Origin of the sequence: Cryobacterium sp. TMT1-2-2 (assembly GCF_004403505.1) — a bacterium.
In the GTDB taxonomy this organism is placed as follows: Bacteria; Actinomycetota; Actinomycetes; order Actinomycetales; family Microbacteriaceae; genus Cryobacterium; species Cryobacterium flavum.
The window spans coordinates 1-17,775 of the sequence record NZ_SOGS01000010.1; the positions used below are offsets into that span (position 1 = coordinate 1).

13 protein-coding genes, 1 tRNA gene and 1 pseudogene are annotated in these 17,775 nt (G+C 63.6%); 5 read left to right on the forward strand and 10 right to left on the reverse strand.

Annotation, left to right across the window (positions count from 1 at the left end; genetic code table 11):
* Positions 1-326: Ig-like domain-containing protein (locus tag E3T35_RS20185; protein WP_370449310.1), on the reverse strand; the 326-nt coding region annotated here is incomplete at its 3' end.
* Positions 327-390: 64 nt separating this feature from the next.
* A pseudogene (locus E3T35_RS07555) lies at positions 391-1,989 on the reverse strand (ice-binding family protein); the annotation flags it as partial.
* A gap of 286 nt (positions 1,990-2,275) precedes the next feature.
* On the opposite strand from E3T35_RS07555, the gene E3T35_RS07560 reads away from it, so the two are divergent.
* A complete protein-coding gene (locus tag E3T35_RS07560) occupies positions 2,276-3,409 on the forward strand; it encodes a class I SAM-dependent methyltransferase (protein ID WP_134344530.1) in 1,134 nt (377 codons plus the stop codon).
* Positions 3,410-3,501: 92 nt separating this feature from the next.
* Here the strand turns inward: E3T35_RS07560 and E3T35_RS07565 are convergent, their stop codons facing one another.
* The 4 genes from E3T35_RS07565 to E3T35_RS07580 form a co-directional block, all read right to left on the reverse strand.
* On the reverse strand, positions 3,502-4,266 hold the full coding sequence (locus tag E3T35_RS07565; RefSeq protein ID WP_134344532.1) for an SCO1664 family protein: 765 nt from the start codon (positions 4,264-4,266) through the stop codon (positions 3,502-3,504).
* A 5-nt stretch (positions 4,267-4,271) separates the two neighbouring features.
* Positions 4,272-4,817 carry a DUF3090 domain-containing protein gene (locus tag E3T35_RS07570; RefSeq protein ID WP_092341241.1) on the reverse strand — a complete coding sequence of 182 codons (546 nt, stop codon included), beginning with the start codon at positions 4,815-4,817 and terminating at the stop codon, positions 4,272-4,274.
* 9 nt (positions 4,818-4,826) lie between these two features.
* A complete protein-coding gene (locus tag E3T35_RS07575; protein WP_134378301.1) occupies positions 4,827-5,534 on the reverse strand; it encodes a histidine phosphatase family protein in 708 nt (235 codons plus the stop codon).
* 81 nt (positions 5,535-5,615) lie between these two features.
* Positions 5,616-5,688, reverse strand: a tRNA-Glu gene (locus E3T35_RS07580).
* A 141-nt stretch (positions 5,689-5,829) separates the two neighbouring features.
* Here E3T35_RS07580 and E3T35_RS07585 point away from each other — a divergent pair.
* From E3T35_RS07585 to E3T35_RS07600, 4 genes are all read left to right on the forward strand, one after another.
* A complete protein-coding gene (locus E3T35_RS07585) occupies positions 5,830-6,483 on the forward strand; it encodes an MBL fold metallo-hydrolase (RefSeq protein ID WP_134344535.1) in 654 nt (217 codons plus the stop codon).
* 207 nt (positions 6,484-6,690) lie between these two features.
* Positions 6,691-7,377 carry an ABC transporter ATP-binding protein gene (locus E3T35_RS07590; RefSeq protein ID WP_370449308.1) on the forward strand — a complete coding sequence of 229 codons (687 nt, stop codon included), beginning with the start codon at positions 6,691-6,693 and terminating at the stop codon, positions 7,375-7,377.
* A complete protein-coding gene (locus E3T35_RS07595) occupies positions 7,374-8,666 on the forward strand; it encodes an ABC transporter permease (protein WP_134378302.1) in 1,293 nt (430 codons plus the stop codon). The genes E3T35_RS07590 and E3T35_RS07595 overlap by 4 nt, the downstream gene beginning before the upstream one ends.
* 35 nt (positions 8,667-8,701) lie before the next feature.
* A complete protein-coding gene (locus E3T35_RS07600; RefSeq protein WP_134378303.1) occupies positions 8,702-9,406 on the forward strand; it encodes a TetR family transcriptional regulator in 705 nt (234 codons plus the stop codon).
* Between the two features lie 5 nt (positions 9,407-9,411).
* On the opposite strand, the gene E3T35_RS07605 is transcribed toward E3T35_RS07600, so the two are convergent.
* From E3T35_RS07605 to rhaI, 4 genes are all read right to left on the reverse strand, one after another.
* Positions 9,412-10,308 (reverse strand): response regulator, encoded by an 897-nt coding sequence (locus tag E3T35_RS07605; protein WP_134378304.1) that lies wholly within the window; start codon positions 10,306-10,308, stop codon positions 9,412-9,414.
* Positions 10,309-10,312: 4 nt separating this feature from the next.
* A complete protein-coding gene (locus tag E3T35_RS07610) occupies positions 10,313-13,105 on the reverse strand; it encodes a response regulator (protein WP_134378305.1) in 2,793 nt (930 codons plus the stop codon).
* A 274-nt stretch (positions 13,106-13,379) separates the two neighbouring features.
* Positions 13,380-15,839, reverse strand: coding sequence for a hypothetical protein (locus tag E3T35_RS07615; protein ID WP_134378306.1), 2,460 nt, complete (start codon positions 15,837-15,839; stop codon positions 13,380-13,382).
* Between the two features lie 743 nt (positions 15,840-16,582).
* A complete protein-coding gene (rhaI, locus tag E3T35_RS07625) occupies positions 16,583-17,749 on the reverse strand; it encodes an L-rhamnose isomerase (RefSeq protein ID WP_134378308.1) in 1,167 nt (388 codons plus the stop codon).
* Positions 17,750-17,775 lie beyond the last annotated feature (26 nt).

The window sequence follows — 17,775 nt, forward strand, 5'->3', positions numbered from 1 at the left end:
GTGCCGGTATTGCCAGCAACATCCGTGACGGAGACCGTCACGGTGTGCCCGCCCTCGACGAGAGCCGCGGCCGTCACCGACCAAGATCCATCCGCAATAACCCTGGCGGTCAACGTTTGACCCGCAACCACCACAGTGACCGTCGTGCCGACCGGGGCATCCGTCGTACCCGAAATCGTCGGCGTGCCATCCGCGGTCGTCAGCGACGAACCACCAGAAATGACCAGCGACGGCGCAGTCACATCCAGCGTCAGACGCTGCGTCACCGTGCCGGTATTGCCNGCCGACCGGGGCATCCGTCGTACCCGAAATCGTCGGCGTGCCATCCGCGGTCGTCAGCGACGAACCACCAGAAATGACCAGCGACGGCGCAGTCACATCCAGCGTCAGACGCTGCGTCACCGTGCCGGTATTGCCGGCTACATCCGTGACGGAGACCGTCACGGTGTGCCCGCCCTCGACGAGAGCCGCGGCCGTCACCGACCAAGATCCATCCGCAATAACCCTGGCGGTCAACGTTTGGCCCGCAACCACCACGGTGACCGTCGTGCCGACCGGAGCATCCGTCGTACCCGAAATCGTCGGCGTGCCATCACTGGTCGTCAACGACGAACCACCGGCGATGGCCACCGTCGGCGCTGTCGTGTCGAGAGTGATGGTCTGGCTCGCCGTTCCGGTCGCGCCGGTGACGGTGATGGTAACGACGGCCGCGTAGGAACCATCGGCACCGAGGTTGGCCACGGGCACCGAGAATGCACCCTTCGTAACGGTCGACGTGGCGGTAACGCCGTCGATCAGTACCGATACCGCGCTTCCGTCGGGGGCATCGGTTGTGCCGGAGATCGTCGGTGTCGGGTCGTTGGTGAGGAGCGTGGCCCCGCCGGTAATCATCACGGTCGGGACGCTCACGTCCTCGGTGGAAAACGACTTTGTAATACGAATATTGCCAACGATCGTGGCGGTGATCGACCAGGAGTAGCTGGCCGAGTCAGTTCGCGTTCCCGCCACCGTTCCGGTGACGGGATCCAGAGTGATCCCGGGTGGTAGTTGGCCCGCTGTCACTGCCCAGGCCACGTCCTCAGCGCCGACCGATCTATTGTCGGACGACACGACCGAGAGACGGTCGGAGTAGGAGACTCCGTCTGTCATAGCTCCGAGGGTCTGATCGAGCCAATTCGTGGTGGCCGTGCCAGAGGGGGCATCGTTGATGATTCGTGCCGCCGCGCTGAGGGTGATCGCTGTTCCCGTCGTGAGCAGCTGACCGTGCAGCACGGAGCCCGCCGAGAGGGTACCGGCCGTGCCGCCGATGACCCGACCGCTGAATTGGGCGTTAGCCGCAATGGTGAAGGCCGCGCCGATGAACCAGTAGACGTTTCCGGCCTGCGCACCGTTGGCCAGAACCACTTCGGCATTTGCTGCGGTGTCGAATGCGCCGTGCGGCACCATGATGAAGATGGCATCGGGGTCGCCGCCCGCGTCAAGAGTGACATTGCCGGTCAGCGTGACATTGCTGTCAGCGGTGTGAATCCCCGGCAGAAGGGTCTTTCCCGCCAACTCTCCCGAAAGAATGTAGTTCCCGATCAAGGCCAGTGCGGCGGTGTGCGCTGTGGTGAGATCAGACTGCGCGCGCTGCGCCGCTGCGTTCCGCAGGTTGATGGCACCCACGCCCGAGAGCGTTCCCGTATTGGTGTAGACCCCGGTTGGACTGGACACACCCAGGTCGGAGCCGAAGGTGCCCTGGACGCTCCCCGCGTCGCTGATCGTGACGGCCGAGTTGCCCAGAACGACATACGAGTTCGCAAAACCAAGGTTGGGGCGCGCTGTCACCGTGGTGGCGGCAGCAACGCCGCCAACCAGCATCGATCCGATCAGGGCGACCACCCCGACGGTACCGGTCCATCGGAGTGCAATCGTCGTCCGTCGCGGTCGGGCAGAGTGTCTGGCACGACCAACTGGTGGCTTGCCGGTCGGTGAAGAGCGAAACGTCATGGTGCGTGCTTTCGTCAAGGTACGCCATCCCCCGGTGGAGTTTCTCGGAGAGCAACGAGTCGTCGGACTACCGAAGTTCCAGCCTGACGTACTTGTGGGTATTACCCCGGCGATGGAGCCACCCACTACGAGGGGAGAATACCCGTCTACGCCCCAGCCGGGTGACTCACCACGTATACAAGCCCTCAGAGTCAGGCCCTGGTGCGTCCCAGCCGGCGGTGACAACCCCGGGACACCGCCGCGGCAGCGATCTATAATTGAAGGCTATGACTATGCACCGGGTTCGATGACTCCCTTAGCCGACGACCCCGCAGACGTTCACTGGGCTCAGGAAGGCATTCCGGCCTCAGCACTCTGGCGTTCGGCCAATGGCGCGCCAGCCCCCTCGAGCGTCGTGCCCGTTGACGACACCATCACAGCGGATGCCGCGTATCGGCTGGCTTCGCAGGGCGTCGCCATGCTCTGGAGCGGGGACTTTCAGAACGCCCGCCAGATTCTGACGGCGCTGGAGCACCGCACTCGGCCACGTCCCGACAAATCCCAGCGCACGACCGGCGAGTTGTTCTACCGGTATCGGCAGAATCGTTCGCATCGGGCCCGGATCCTCGGCCTGCTCCTCATTCCGATGCAGGCCGGCAACATCATCGGGTTGCGGCGCGCCCCCGACGTGATCGCGGCCACGGTCGACGCTTATGGGAGCATCTCGGAGGCATCCGTTGTGTCGCTGCACGAGGTGCTCGGCACGATCGGAGCGCACCAGTGGCGCACCAAGGGCATTCCGGTTGCCGCGCTGAACGCGTCGATCTATCCCCACTACGGCACGTTCTTTCCAGTGCGTAGTGAATACGTCGACCTCGTCGCGACGGCTCCGCTCGCCGCGCCGAACCTCGCCTTCGACATCGGCACCGGAACCGGGGTGCTCGCGGCAGTGCTGGCGACCCGGGGCGTGCCGCGGGTGATCGCGACGGATATCGAGCCGCGAGCCGTCGCATCCGCTCGCGAAACGATGGCGCAACTCGGGCTCTCTAAACGCGTTGAGGTGCAGCTGGGCGATCTCTTTCCCGAGGGGCGTGCCGACCTCATCGTGTGCAACCCACCGTGGATTCCGGCGACCGCGCACTCACTGCTCGACGCGGCGGTCTACGACCCCGGTTCGCGCATGCTCAAGGGTTTTCTGGCCGGTGTGCGTGACCATTTGCAGCCCGGCGGCGAGGTGTGGCTCGTGCTCTCCGATTTTGCCGAACTGGTGGGGCTGCGCTCCCGCGACGATCTGCTCAAGGTCATCGATGCGGCCGGCCTGCGGGTGATCGGGGCACTCGACGCGCCCGCCGTGCACTCCCGCGCGACCGACGCGAGCGATTCGCTGCACGCGGTGCGTGCGAACGAGGTCACCTCGCTCTGGCGACTCTGCGCCAGCTAACCCAGCGCTCGTGTCCTGCGTCGGAAGTTCGTGCCAACCTGAATTCGCACTGACAGCCGCGTTTTGCGATTCGCGAGCGGACGCTCGGCCCCCTAGAACAGTGGCCAGGGCACGGCGGACTGGCCACCGCGCGGGGCGGGAAACCGGGGCTCGGCGATCAAGAGATCGCAGCGTGCGGCGAGCTGCGCGACCTCGGGCCCGGTAATCAACCCGGCGAGCGTCTCGCCGAGCTGGCCCAACAGTTGCGAACGCACGCGTTCCACGCCGGCCAACTCGTCACGTGTGAGAGCCTCACCCAGCCATCCCCACAAGACCGTCCGCAATTTGTCGTCGACGTGAAATGTGAGGCCGTGATCGACGCCGAAGCGATGGCCGTCTGGCATGGCCAAAATGTGGTCGCCCTTGCGATCGGCGTTGTTCACGACGATGTCGAAGACCGCCATGCGGCGCAGGGCCGCCGAATCTTCGTGGATGAGGGTGACCGCGCGGTCCTCCTCGTCCCGTCCGTCGAAAACCCGGCGCCAGCCGGCATCCGGTACAGCGTCGGTCAAGACAAGGTCGACCGCTGCCTGGTCCGGGTCGGAGTCCTGCCAGAGCTGCACCATGCCAACACCGCCGGGGCCGTCGCGCAACCAGGTACGCGGCACCACATTCCAGCCGAGCGCCTCCGAGACCAGGTACGCCGCAGCCTCACGGTGGGCAAGGATTGCGCCCGGAAAGTCCCAGAGCGGCCGTTCACCGGCCATCGGCTTGTAAACAACCACGACATCGTCGATGCGCCCGAGGAAGGTCGCATTGGACGCTGTGCGGATGCGGCCCGTGAGCCCGAGCTCCGCGTTCTCGAGGTCGGGCTGCATGGCTGTCAGCGTTCGCCGGGCAGGGCGCAGACGTGCCCGGCGGCATCGATGGGAGTGCCGCAGAGCGCACAAATGGGGCGACCGGCCCCGACGACCTCGCGAGTACGCATGGCGAAGGCCTGCGCGGAACCCACCGGAATGCGCACGACCAGCATTTCCGCCGCCTCTCGGCTAGCCGCGTCGGGGTCGTCCTCGTCGTCCACGAGCGGAAACGCCTCGATCACCACCTGCGCGGTACTCGGGTCCCAGCCCAGGGTCATGGTGCCGGTGCGAAACTGCTCGTCGACCGGTTGCTCGAGCGGGTCGTTGTCGACCAGTTCGATCGGCGTGCTGGCTGGCACGCTGAACGAGTTGCCCTCGTGCGTCGTCAGCTGCTCGAGCAGCTCGTCGATCTTCTCGGCGAGCAGCTCGGATTGCTGTTTCTCGAGGGCGATACTGACGATTTGGGCTCCCGTGCGCACCTGCAGGTAGAACGTGCGAGATCCGGGCACGCCGACGGTGCCGACGACGACTCGATCGGGCCAGTCAAATTCGTGAACAATTGTGGGCATACGACTATTTTACGAGCGCAATGTCTGTGGCGCATCAGGACCGGCCCCGCCGCCAACCGGCGCGTCGTCCCCGCCTGCAGTCGTACGCAGCCAGGACAGGTCACCGGCGTCGGTATTGGTGGCAATGACATTGGGTCGGCTCGGCCCGTAGCGCACGATCGACACCGAGGCCGGACCGACCGAGATGCGCTGGAACAGGTCCAGGTGCATGCCGAGCGCGTCGGCCAGGATCGACTTGATGATGTCACCGTGGCTGACCGCGACCCACACGGCGTCCGGCCCATGCTGCGTCTCAAAGAACGCGTCCTGGCGTCGGATGGCGGCAACCGACCGGGCCTGCATGGTCGCCATCGACTCGCCCCCGGGAAAAACGGCAGCCGACGGCTGCGTCTGCACAACCGCCCACAGCTTTTCCAGCGCAAGCTCGCTGAGCGAGCGACCCTGCCAGTTTCCGTAGTCGCATTCGGTGATGTCCGCGTCAATCGAGCTGACCGGTGAACCGGCCTGGTGCAGAAGGATCAGGTTCGAGGTCTCCTGGCACCGTTCCAGCGGGCTGGAGACCACGCCGACCAGCGGCACCGCGGCGAGCCGCTCCCCCGCGCGGGCCGCCTGCTCGCGCCCGACCTCGTCGAGGCTTACTCCGAGGGTGCGCCCGGCCAGCATTCCGGTGGCGTTGGCGGTGGTGCGGCCGTGCCGCACGAGAATGACTGTGGCCATGACTATAAGCCTATACAGGCTGAAGCACTCCCTTAAACAACGAGCGCCCGGCACCTACATGAGAAGGCATCCGGGCAATTGTGACCCCAGCGGGATTCGAACCCGCGTTACCGCCGTGAGAGGGCGATGTCCTAGGCCGCTAAACGATGGGGCCGTTTTTGCAACTTACCGAGTATGCCACACAGTTGAGCGCACTTCCAAACTGAGCGCGCGCGGCGCGTCGCGACTGCTGCCAACACCATTCAGGAAAGCGGATGCTGTTGCGCCACGACTCGAATCGGGGTTAGCTCGGAGCATGAAACTGACCAAGCTGGAGCATGCCGCGCTCATCATCGAACTCTCGGGCAAAAAGCTCTACATCGACCCCGGTTCGTTCACCACGGCGCTCACCGGCACGGCCGGTGCGGTCGCCGTGGTGATAACCCACGAGCACGCTGATCATTGGACTCCGGAGCAGCTCACCCGCATCATCGAAATGAATCCTGACCTCAGCATTTTCGCTCCGGCCGGTGTCGCTCGGGCCATCGCAGCGTCCAGTCTCAGCGACACCCCGGTCACCATCGTCAAGGCCGGCGACGTCATCGAAGTCGCGCCGTTCACCCTGCGCTTCTTCGGCGCCACCCACGCGGTCATCCACGAGTCGATACCGGTCATCGACAACGTGGGTGTGCTCGTCAACGACGAGCTGTATTACGCCGGCGACGCCTTCACAATTCCAGAGGGAGTGGAGATCGGCACGCTCGCCGTGCCGGCCGCGGCGCCCTGGATGAAGATGAGCGAGGCGATGGACTTCATTTTCGCGATCAAGCCCAAGCGCAGCTTTCCCACCCACGAAATGTTGCTGTCCCGCGCCGGAAAAGACCTGTCCAACACCCGATACGAGAACGTGACGAAAGTCGGCGGGGGCGAGTTCTTCCCACTGGAACCGGGCGACAGCCTCGATCTGTAGGCCGAGCCGCACCGAGCATCCGCTCGGAATCGGCCTACCCCCAGCCAACTTGCAGCCACTGTAAATTAGAGTGCAGTTACTGCAATTGTGGCCCGCGTGGGCCACCAGAACCGAGGGAAACCGATGGACAGCCAGTGGGTAATTGATGCGCAAGGCCTGGAGAAATCCTACGGGTCGGGTGCGAGCCGTTTCGACGCTCTGAAAGGGGTGTCCGTTCAGATCGCACCCGGCGAGACCTTGGCGATCGTCGGAAAGAGCGGGTCGGGCAAGTCCACCCTCATGCACCTGCTCGCCCTGCTCGACGAACCCGATGAGGGAACACTGCGGGTCGCCGGTCGAGACGCCAAGTCGCTGTCCAAGCGCGCGGTCAACGAGCTGCGCAACAAGGAGTTCGGCTTCGTCTTTCAGCAGTTCTTTCTCACACCCAACGTGAGTGTGCTCGAGAACGTCATCCTGCCGCTGAAGATTGCCGGCATGGGCGGCAAGGAGCGCCGCAAGCGCGGCATGGAAGTGCTCGAACAGCTCGAACTGGCCGACAAGGCCGGCAACAAGGCCACGACCCTCTCGGGTGGTCAGAAGCAGCGCGTCGTGATCGGTCGCGCCCTGGTCAATGCGCCGCGCGTGATCTTCGCCGACGAACCCACCGGAAACCTCGACACCGCCACGGGAGCCGTGGTCGAAGACATTCTGTTCGAACTCAATCGCAGCCAGGGCATCACCCTGGTCATCGTCACTCACGACGAAGACCTCGCCGCCCGTTGTGACCGTCAAATTTACATTCGCGACGGACTCGTCGTGTCGCAGACCACATCGACCCACACCGGTTCGACCCACACCGGTGCCCACGCGCTCGTCACCCCGGAAGCACTCAGCACCGCCGGAGGCGCAGAATGAGAACCAAAGACCTCGTCGCCACCGCGATCTCGAACACCTTTCGCAGCAAACTCCGCACGACCCTGACCGTTCTCGCCATCTTCGTTGGTGCGTTCACGCTCACCCTCACCAACGCGGTCGGCGCCGGCGTCAGCCAGTACGTCGACGCCCAGGTGGGTGCCCTCGGCGCCCCCGACGTATTCATCATCACGCAGGCCAGCGACGCCACCACGGCCGGCGACGGCCCGGTAAAGTACAAAGCTGGCAGTTCAGCGTCGGTGTCCAGCCAGCAGGGTCCTCCCGGCACCACGACCAAGGCGCTGACGAACACCGACCTCACCAAAATCGGCGACACCGCCGGCATCGTCTCGGTCGATCCGATTCGATCGGTGCAGCCCGACTACATCGAATACGGCACCGGCACGCAGTACGAGTTCAGCATCAACGCCACCTCCGCCGTCACCACGGCCGACCTCACCGCCGGCGCGCAGCTCGATGGCAGCGCCAACGAGGCCCAGCTCGTACTGCCCGACACCTTCGTGACTCCGCTCGGGTTCGCCTCGGCGGACGACGCAGTGGGGGCATCCGTTTCGATCGGAATCACCGATATTCTCGGCGAGCAGCACACCGTGAACGCCACCATCGTGGGCGTCTCGCTGGAGAGCCTGCTCGCTGCCGGCGCCGGCGCGAACGATGCACTCATCGCCGAATTGGCCGACGCGCAGTCCGGCGGCATCGAGACGGCAGTCACGAGCTACGGCGTGGCCGTCGCCCACTTCGACAAGGCGCTGTCAGCGGATGCCGTGACCGCGCTCAAGGCAGACCTCGCCACCGAGGGCTACACCGCGAACACCATCGAAGACCAGCTGGGCGCCGTGCAGACCGTGATCAACGGCATCGTGGGCGTGCTCAACGCCTTCGCCGTGATTGCCCTGATCGCAGCTGCATTCGGCATCATCAACACCCTGCTGATGAGCGTGCAGGAACGCACCCGCGAGATCGGCCTGATGAAGGCCATGGGAATGAGCGGCGGCAAGGTCTACACGCTGTTCAGCCTCGAAGCGATCGTCATCGGCTTCCTCGGCAGCGCCATCGGCGCCGGCGTGGCCATCGGGCTCGGCTCCGCGCTGAGTGCCGTGCTGTCACAAGGCCTGCTGTCGGGACTACCCGGGCTGAACATCCTCTTGTTCGAGCCGACTTCGGTAGCTTTCGTCATCCTGCTGGTCATGTTGATCGCGTTCCTCTCGGGCACCCTGCCGGCCCAGCGCGCGGCCAAGCAGAATCCGATTGAGTCGCTGCGCTACGAGTAGCGCCGACCGTTAACACCAATGGACCAGGACGAGGCATGACCGACACTTCGACACCACGCTCACACACTCGTGACGACAAGCATCACCAAACGAGCCTGCGCGTGCAGCGGAGCGCGGTCAGCCTCGTTCTGGAACACGGTTTCGACAACGTCACCGTGGACATGATCTGCAGCCAGAGCGGCATCTCACAGCGCACCTTCTTCAACTATTTCAAGACCAAGAAAGCCGCAATTATCGGCGCTGAACCGCCCAGCATCGACGAGAGCCGGGCCCGACAATTCATCGCAGCCCCCGGCGACGACCTACTGCCCGATGTGCTCACCCTGATGAGCGCGATCGGCCCCCGGGACGGCATCGACGAGCAGCTGTTCACGGACCGCCTCCGGGTGTTCGGCTTGCATCCCCAGCTCATGCAGGAACAGATGGACCGGATGACCCGGGTAACCTCCGAGGTGACCGAGCTGGTCTACCTGCGCCTCGGACGCGCTGCAATCCCGCAATCGGAGAGCGACGCTGACCGTGCCTTTCGGCGCGGACAAGCGGGGCTGCTTACCCACGCCATGCTCGGCGTGGTGCGTTTCATGGCCCTGCAGTGGATTCCCGACTTTGACCGCCTCTCGCCAACCGACAACGGGTCCATCGCTGCCGAGCGTGTTTTGCCCCCGTCATTGGCGGAATCGCTCGAACGAACGATCATCCTGCTGCGGCGCACGCTGGGCAGTCCGGGCCTCGGCGAGTAGTTCGGCTAACGGTCGGATTCCAGCGGTAACCATTTCAGCAGGGCCGCGCGCAATTTAGCCAAGTGCAGGGGGCGCATGAGGTACTCGTCCATGCCGACCATGCGGGCGTGATCTGCGTCGCCGCGCACTGCGCTCGCGGTCATCGCCAGAATTGGCATGCGCATTCCCGGTGGCTCGGCTGCTCGAATGGCCGATGCGAGCTCGTAGCCGGTCATCTCCGGCATGTGCAGGTCGGTGATCACCAGGTCATAGTCTCCGCTCGCCCACCGCGCGAACGCCAGGGCACCGTTATCTGTCATGTCCGCCTCGTAGCCCAGCAGGTTCAGCTGCCAAACGATGAGTTTCTGGTTGGTCGGGTTGTCTTCTGCCACGAGGATGCGGGGAGCGCCCGGAGCACGAGGTGTCGCCCGCTCCTGGTGCGCGAGTAAAGCATCCGCTCTCGTCGCGTTGTGCCGTGCCAGCTCGCGGTGCGACTCAATCGACTGCAGAACACTGCGGGTGAGCGAACCAGCCTCGTCCGCGGTGCGTTCGTCGTCGACGCGGGGCATGAGCCAGTTGATTGCGTCTTCGAGCTCCTGATACTGCAGCGGTTTGGTGATGTAGGCATCGCATCCGACCTCGCGTGCCCGCTCCTGGTCTCGGGACATAGCCATCGCGGTCAGCGCGATCACAGGGATTTCGGCGGTGACCGGATTCTTCTTCAATTCGGCGGTGGCGGCGAATCCGTCCATTCCCGGTAACTGGATGTCCATCAGGATCAGGTCCGGTATTTCGCGGTGCGCCAGCAGCAGGCCGCTCTCAGCATCAACGGCCTCGAACGTCACGTGACCCGCCCGGCGAACGAGCAGGGTGGCGAGCTTCATGTTGATGGGGTTGTCTTCGACGATCAGGATCCTGGCCACATCATCACTGACCCAATGAGTCGCCTGAGGCCAACGCGCGCTTCACCTCGGCCATAAAAGCCGTTCGGTTGAAGTTCTCCGTTCCAAGTATCCGCACGGGCTGGGTTGGGTCGCTCTCCACTGCGGCCAGTTCCTGAACGGTGAGCTGCTTGCCGGTCACTATCAGCACTGGAATGTGTTCCGTGCTCTCGTCGCTCTGCAACGCCAGCACAACCTGATAGCCGCTGAACCCTTCCATCATGAGGTTGAGCAGCACGAGATCGGGATGCAATCGTTGTGCCATTTCGATGGCCTCGTCCTTGGTGAAGGCGCGTTCCACGGCATATTCCGGTCGAGTGAGGAACCGTGCGATAACGTCGACGGTCTCGGGATCGTCGTCGGCCACCAACACCCGGCGGGTGCGCAGGGCATCAGGGCTGAGCCCCAACACGTTCAGCGATTGTTGGAGTGCCGCCCGACTGATCGGTTTTTCGAGCACGGCGGCCGCACCGTGGGTGAGCGCGAGGCTGACGTCTGTATCCCCCGCAATGATCACAATAGGCACAGCGGCAAGGTCAGAGAACTCGTGCAGTCGAATCAGAAACCCCCAGCCGTCCATCCCCGGCAAGCGGATATCGAGTGTGATAAGGCTGAGGTGCTGGTGCGGCGCAATCGCGAGCCCTTCCTCACCGCTCGGGGCAATGATGACGCGAAATCCTTCAGCTTCGAGCAGCAGTCGAAGCACTTCGGCACCTTTAGCGTCGTCTTCGATGACGAGCGCAACGTGCTTCTCGGAGCGCGCCTTGGACTCCTGCTGCGGTTGTGACTTCAGTGCCGCAGCCACGGATTCGGAGGTAGGCTGGCCGGTCGCGGTCGAGTACACTTCCCGGTCGGGCGATACCCCATCCGTTTTCAAGTCGGACGTTGATGACGGTGTGGCGGTAGCGGCCGGTTGGAACGGATGCGGTTTCGGCCGGTACGTACCGGATGTCTGCCTATCGGTCCCCGGGGCCGGATCCCGGCCGGTTTCCGACCTTTCCAACCCCGGCGCCGACCACTCCGGCGCAATCTGGTCGTTCGTGCCGAGCGGCAGCCAGACGGCGAAACTTGCGCCCTCTCCCTCGGCGCTGGCTACGGCCACCGTGCCGCCCTGAATTCCGACCATCTGCTTGACCGTGGCCAGGCCGAGCCCTGTGCCCTCGAACCGTCTGGCCAGGGTGCTGTCAATCTGGCTGAACGCCAGGAACAGTTTCGACATGTTCTCCGACGAGATCCCCATCCCCGTATCGACGACGCGAATCTCCAGAAAGTTCATTACACCGCTCTTGGGCAGGGGAAAATCATGAACGGGCCAGGAGCCGTCAATCTTTCCGACGGCGCTGCGCGGTACGCGTTGGGCGATGAGGGTGACCTGACCCTGGTCGGGTGTGAATTTCACCGCGTTCGAGAGCAGGTTGTAGACGATCTGTTTCGTCTTGCGCCTGTCAAGCTGCGGAACGCCGAGGTCGTCTGCACCCTCAAATCGAAGCTGGATGCCGTGCGCCGCGGCGCCATCGCGCACGATCAGCAGGCTCTGTTCCAGCAACGAGCGCACGTCAACGGCCTCCAACTCGATGTCCATCATTCCTGCCTCCACCTTGGACAGGTCGAGGATGTCGTTGATGAGGGCGAGTAGGTGATGACCACTGGTGTAAATATCACCGATATAGTCGCGCTGGGACTCACTCATGTCGCCCATGAGACCGTCTTTCAGCGCTTCGGAGAAGCCGATGATGGCGTTCAACGGTGTGCGCAGTTCGTGCGACATGGTGGCCAGAAACTCAGTTTTCATGCGGCTGGCGTGCTCCAGCTCGATGTTGGTTTCCTTGAGCGCCTGCTCAAACCGTTTGCGTTCCGTGACATCGCGAGCGGAGGCGAAAACACCCTGAACGACCCGATCTCGATCGTAGAATGTGGCCGCGTTGTAGGAGACGTCCGTTTCATCACCATTGAGCGCTCGCACCGTCAGCTCGTAGTCGGTGACCCTGTTCTCGGCCAGCGCCCGCCGAATCGCAGTGTCGGCTCGGGCAGGATCAGTGAAGAAGTTACGGCAGGGAGCGCCGATGAGTTCGTCTCTGGTTCGTCCGGTCAGCTCGATCATCTGCTGGTTCACGTCGGAGATGATGCCCATGGTGTCTGTCGTCATCAGTGCGTCGATATTCGACTCGATCAGCGAACGCGTGTAGAACTGCTGGTCGCGCAGCCGCTGGTCGAGCACGGATTGGGCGATCTCCACCTGTTTGCGCGAGGTGTTGTCGGTTCCGATCAGCAGGTAGCCGATAATGGCGGCATCGACGTCACGCAGCGCGGTCACCGAAACGATCGCCGGAAAACGGCTGCCATCCTTACGCACCTTGGTGAGTTCATAGATATCTTCGATGCCACGACTCGCCTTGAAGACGAGAGCCTCAAAACCGGGCTTAATTGTGGTGCCGAACTCCAGGCTGAGCTGGGCTGCTCGCAGAATGATCTCTTCGGGGTCGTGCATTTGGGCAGGGGTGACCTGGTTCACGACCTCTTCAGCGGTGTATCCCAGCATGCGCTGGGCGCCCACGTTGAAGATCTGAATCACGCCTTGGGCATCCGTTGCGATGCTGGAGAAATTGGCACTGTTGAAGATGGCGTCCTGCAGGCTCACGGTCTGCTCCAGCAGGTTCTTCTCCAGCACGGCAGCCTGGGCGACTGAGCTCTCCGCACCCGGCAGACTCCCTTCGACCACAGCCATGCTGTCGACGGCAGGCGGCCGCTGGGAGCGATTCTTACGGCTGTGAGGGGTCATGATCATCACGCCTTCCGTGATCCATCGATGCGCAGTGAGCGTTTTAGTTCAGTGAAACGCTTCACGGAAAGGCAGAAGAGGCACGCATTCGGCAACCTCGCCTCGCTTGATTGCCGCGAGTCGTCCAGGGAAATTTCCCCCAGTCAAATCTATATCATGAAATACCCTCAGATACCCCCTTATTGGGGTAGTCGTGTATGCCCTCCCCCCCGACACAAAAAAGGTTCGGGCTCGGCTTGCGCCGAACCCGAACCTTGAGTGCTGTGGTGATGGGTTAGTAGACCTCGGTCACCACGACCTCGCCGTCAACAACGTTGACCTCAGCGTTGACCGTGAGGTAGTTCTCCTCGGATTCATGGCGGATCTCGGAGGAAAATCCGTAGTTGACGTCGTACGCCATGGTCACAACTCCGTAGGTGTCGGTGCTGACCGTCAGACCACCCTCCTCGTAGGACAGGTCCACCGTGAGGTCGGGCGCCGTCACGAGGGAGTAGACCACGTTGGAGTAGTAAGAAGAGATGTACCCCAGGTATGGGCAGTCGTCGGACGCGGCCTCGCCCGCGGCGAGGCAGGTCGTGATGAGCGTGTTGACGGCTTCCAGGGCGGCGGCTTTGTACTCTGCGGTTGGGGTGGCCGTGAACACGTCGTCACTCGATTCGAACTCACCGGAGCCGCCGAGCAGCCCGCTCACGACATAGGTCACGGATGATTCTTCGAAATACTCGGTGGCAGGAATGGCCACTTCGTAGGTGCCGGGGAAAGCCGGAAGGTTCAGCCCGCCGTCCTTTGTCGTCCCGACCGACGTACCGTTCGCCTCGAGGTCAACATCGCCCATTCTGGACGGCAGGTAGACATCGATCTGGCCCGGCTCGGCGTTCAGTATGGACCACTTATCAGCGATCAGCCAGGCGGTGCTCGTGCGGGTGAGCTTCAGCACGGCAGAATCGGCGACTCCGCCCTGTTTGAAGTGCACCTCGATTTCGGCGACATCTCCGACAATGGTGACGTCCGAAATGGCGGCGTCTTTGATGCGATCGGTTGCCAGCCCAAAGATGTCGTTGGAGAGCAGGCCGTCGCCGGCATCCGCTGACGACCCCAGCAGCTTCAGAGCCGTCGTAGCGTTGCCCTTTTCCAATGAATCCAAGTAGGCGGTAGCGACATTCTGCGGGCCGAACACCGAGGAACGCACGATGCCGCCGGCCACACTGCCAGCAATGACGAGCAGCACAGCCGCACCGACGATGATGGCGCCGATCTTGACACGCTTGGCGGTGGCCGGCGACATGGTGGTGGTGGCAAACGGGAGCGGTGCCGCACCCGGCTGGCCGGCCAGGGTGGGATAGGCGCTGGCGGCGGCAGCGCTGGCGGCGGCAGCGCTGGCGGGATCGATGCTGTACGGCATCCCCGCGGCAAGAGACGCACCGGCTGCAGCGGGCACGAGCGGTGCCGTCGGCACGACGGGCAGCAGACGTTCCTGACCCGAGAGCTTAACCAGGGCGCCAATGGTCCCTGGCGTTGCATAGGCCAGGACAACCGGTGCGACGAAGCGCGTCAGGGCCTCAATGACAGCACCCCAGATTGCGAAGATCAGAAAGGTCCATGCAGCGGGGCCGAACGTTCCCGAGGCCGAGGCCCTCTCGGGGGCGGTCATCGACGCCGTGAACAATGCGCTGCCGAGGAGCTGGAGAATCAAGCCGAATACCAGGTACGTGGCAATCGTGGTCAGCCACGACGTGGGGGCCGGGAGCACACGGTTGCGACGAACCGCGAGCAGCAGCGAGGCGACAACCGCCAGAATGACGGCGAGCAGCACGATGAGCCAGATAAAACCGGTGACTCCCTCGGTGAACACTGAAATGCTCTGCTGAGGCTGCTCGCCGGACGCGCCGCCCAGGCCGGACAGCGCACGCTCCAGGTCGCTCAGGTCTGCGGAGAAGGCGCCAAGCAGACCGATCACGACGGCGTTGATAGCGATGGTGAACAGGAATACGGGGAGCACACCGACGAATTCGTCGGCTTCAGATAGCGGAGTCAGAACGGCCAGCACGACCGCCATGACAGCGATGAACGTGCCGAGGTGCAGGGCCGCAATGCGCACGGTGCCCCACGGCAGCCAGGTTGCGCGGGCGACCAGGCGTGACCATCCGTCTGTGGCCTGCAAACGAGCCACATACGAAACGGCGAATCCGATGACCAGAGCACCCAGGAAGGAACCGATGGATGCCGCGGAGGTGGAGCCGACAGGAATGTCCAACTGCAGGTCGGGGAACTGCACGGGCAGCACGGCCGCCAGCACTGTTGCACCAACGGCGAGCGTGAGCCCGGACACGGCCGACAGGATGAGGGCCGAGGATGTCTGCCAAACCCCGCGCCCCACGAAACGACTGGACAGATAAATTCCGGCCAGCAGAGCTGCGAGCACTAACAGCGGCAACGCCCCGACGGTGATACTGCCGGAGAAGGCGACGAAGAAGTCAACTTCTGCCGACGCACTCAGCTGGCCAAACGTTGCCATCGCGACCAACTGCACCGGGCCGGATACAAGCCAGCCGCCCGAGAACATCTCCCAGCCGGTGAGAAGCCCGGTCAGCGCAACCGTCAGGAGCGCGACCACGAACGCCACTCCGTATCCGATTCCAGCGGATGCGATGGCTCCCCGCCACGCGCGCGGCGCGATCGTGGAGAACGCGTTCGGAGCGCTCGGCCCCTGGGCCAGGGGCTGTCCGGCTGGCACGGCGTAAGGGTTTTCCTGTGTCGGCGCTGACTGAGCAGGAGCTGCCTGGTCAGAAGCGGGCGGAGTCGGCGCGGGCGGAGTCGGCGGCATCGATCCAGGCTGGAACGGATTCGGTGGCGTGGACGGCGGCGTGTTTTCAAGCGACATAAATGTCGTAATCTCCCCAAGAGTGATGTGTGTGTGTGCGGGCACAGGGTGAACATCACCTGTGCATTCCATGAGAAACCCATGGCAGCATTAGCCTATTGCACACAAAAGACGTCGCTGACCGGTGCATTCGAAGCTCGATCAGCCAACTCGCCAGCGAATTCAGCGAAGAACACTCTCCGGCGTTCCACGCCGCACGACGGCACGAGAAACTTCGCAATTTCCGTGCTCGACGCGAGCAGCAGATCCACTGGGCAGCTGCTCGTGAACACCATCGGCGCCTACGCCGGCACGACCGAGCACGGCCCGAGGACGGCGTCGCTGCCAACACCTTCGCTGGCGACGGAACATTTCGGGTTGGCACGGATATTCAGCCGGGTACGTACCCGTCGGATGGCGGATCGAGCTGCTAGTGGGCGCGACTAAATACCACCGGCGACGACATATAGACAACAACAACAGCTCGGGTCCGGCCCCGGTAACCGTGCAGTCCTCGGACGGCCTGATCAAAACCTCTCGCTGCGCTCCGTTCATCAAGTCAGGCTAGGAATGCGCTATCGCTGACGGACGGCGCTGAATCGAAGTCGTGGATCCGCTTAAGCGCCCCAGCCGGCCTGGCTGCCGCCAACGCGCTCGGCGGAAATCTTCGCCTGGTACCCGGATGCGGCAAATGCCGTCATCGGGTCGGCCGGGAGACCCCGGCTCTCGCGCCAGGCGGCGAGCGCGGGGCGCACGTCCGTGTAGAAGGCATCCATCAGAATGCCATTGGCTCCGAGCACATCGCCGGCGTTCTGGGCCAGGGTCAGGGCGCCCTGGTCGACGAGCAGCGCGCGGGCGGTCATCTCCTGCACGTTGAGCACCGAGCGAATTTGCCCGGGGATCTTGTCTTCGACGTTGTGGCACTGATCGAGCATGAATGCCACGGTCGATTCCGGGCCGTAGCCGCCGCCGCGAATGACCTCGTAGAGAATGCGGAACAGCTGGAACGGGTCGGCCGCACCGACTATGAGGTCGTCGTCGGCGTAGAACCGCGAGTTGAAGTCGAAGGAGCCGAGCTTGCCGAGGCGCAGCAGCTGGGCGACGATGAATTCGATATTGGTGCCTGAAGCGTGATGGCCGGTGTCGAGGCAGACGCTGGCCTTCTCCCCGAGCGCGACCACCTGCGCGTAGCTGGTTCCCCAGTCTGGAACATCAGTGTGGTAGAAAGCGGGCTCGTAGAACTTGTATTCGAGCACCAGTCGGTGGTCGTCGCCGAGGCGGGCGTAGATGGCGGCGAGTGACTCGGCGAGCCGGTCCTGGCGGCCGCGGATATCGCCCTGGCCGGGGTAATTGGTGCCGTCGGCCAGCCATATCTTGAGGTCGGTCGACCCGGTCTGGTGCATGATATCGATGCACTCGAAGTGATGGTCGATGGCCTTCTGGCGCGTCGCCGCGTTGGTGTGAGTGAGGCTGCCGAACTTGTAGGCGTCGTCCTGAAAGGTGTTGGAGTTGACGGTGCCGAGGGCGAGTCCTTGGTCGGCGGCGAACGCCCGCAACGCCCCATAGTCATCGACCTTGTCCCACGGAATGTGTAGGGCAATCTTGGGTGCGAGGCCGGTGTATTGGTTGACCGTGGCGGCATCACAGATCTTCTCTTCGATGGTGCGCGGGGTTCCCGGGGTTCCGAAGACCTTGAACCGGGTTCCAGAATTACCGAACGCCCAGGAGGGCAGCTCGATGGCCTGCTGCGCAAGTAGCGGCTCGATCGAAGCGAAAGTGGTCATGATGTGATCCTGTTCTCTTGGAGGTT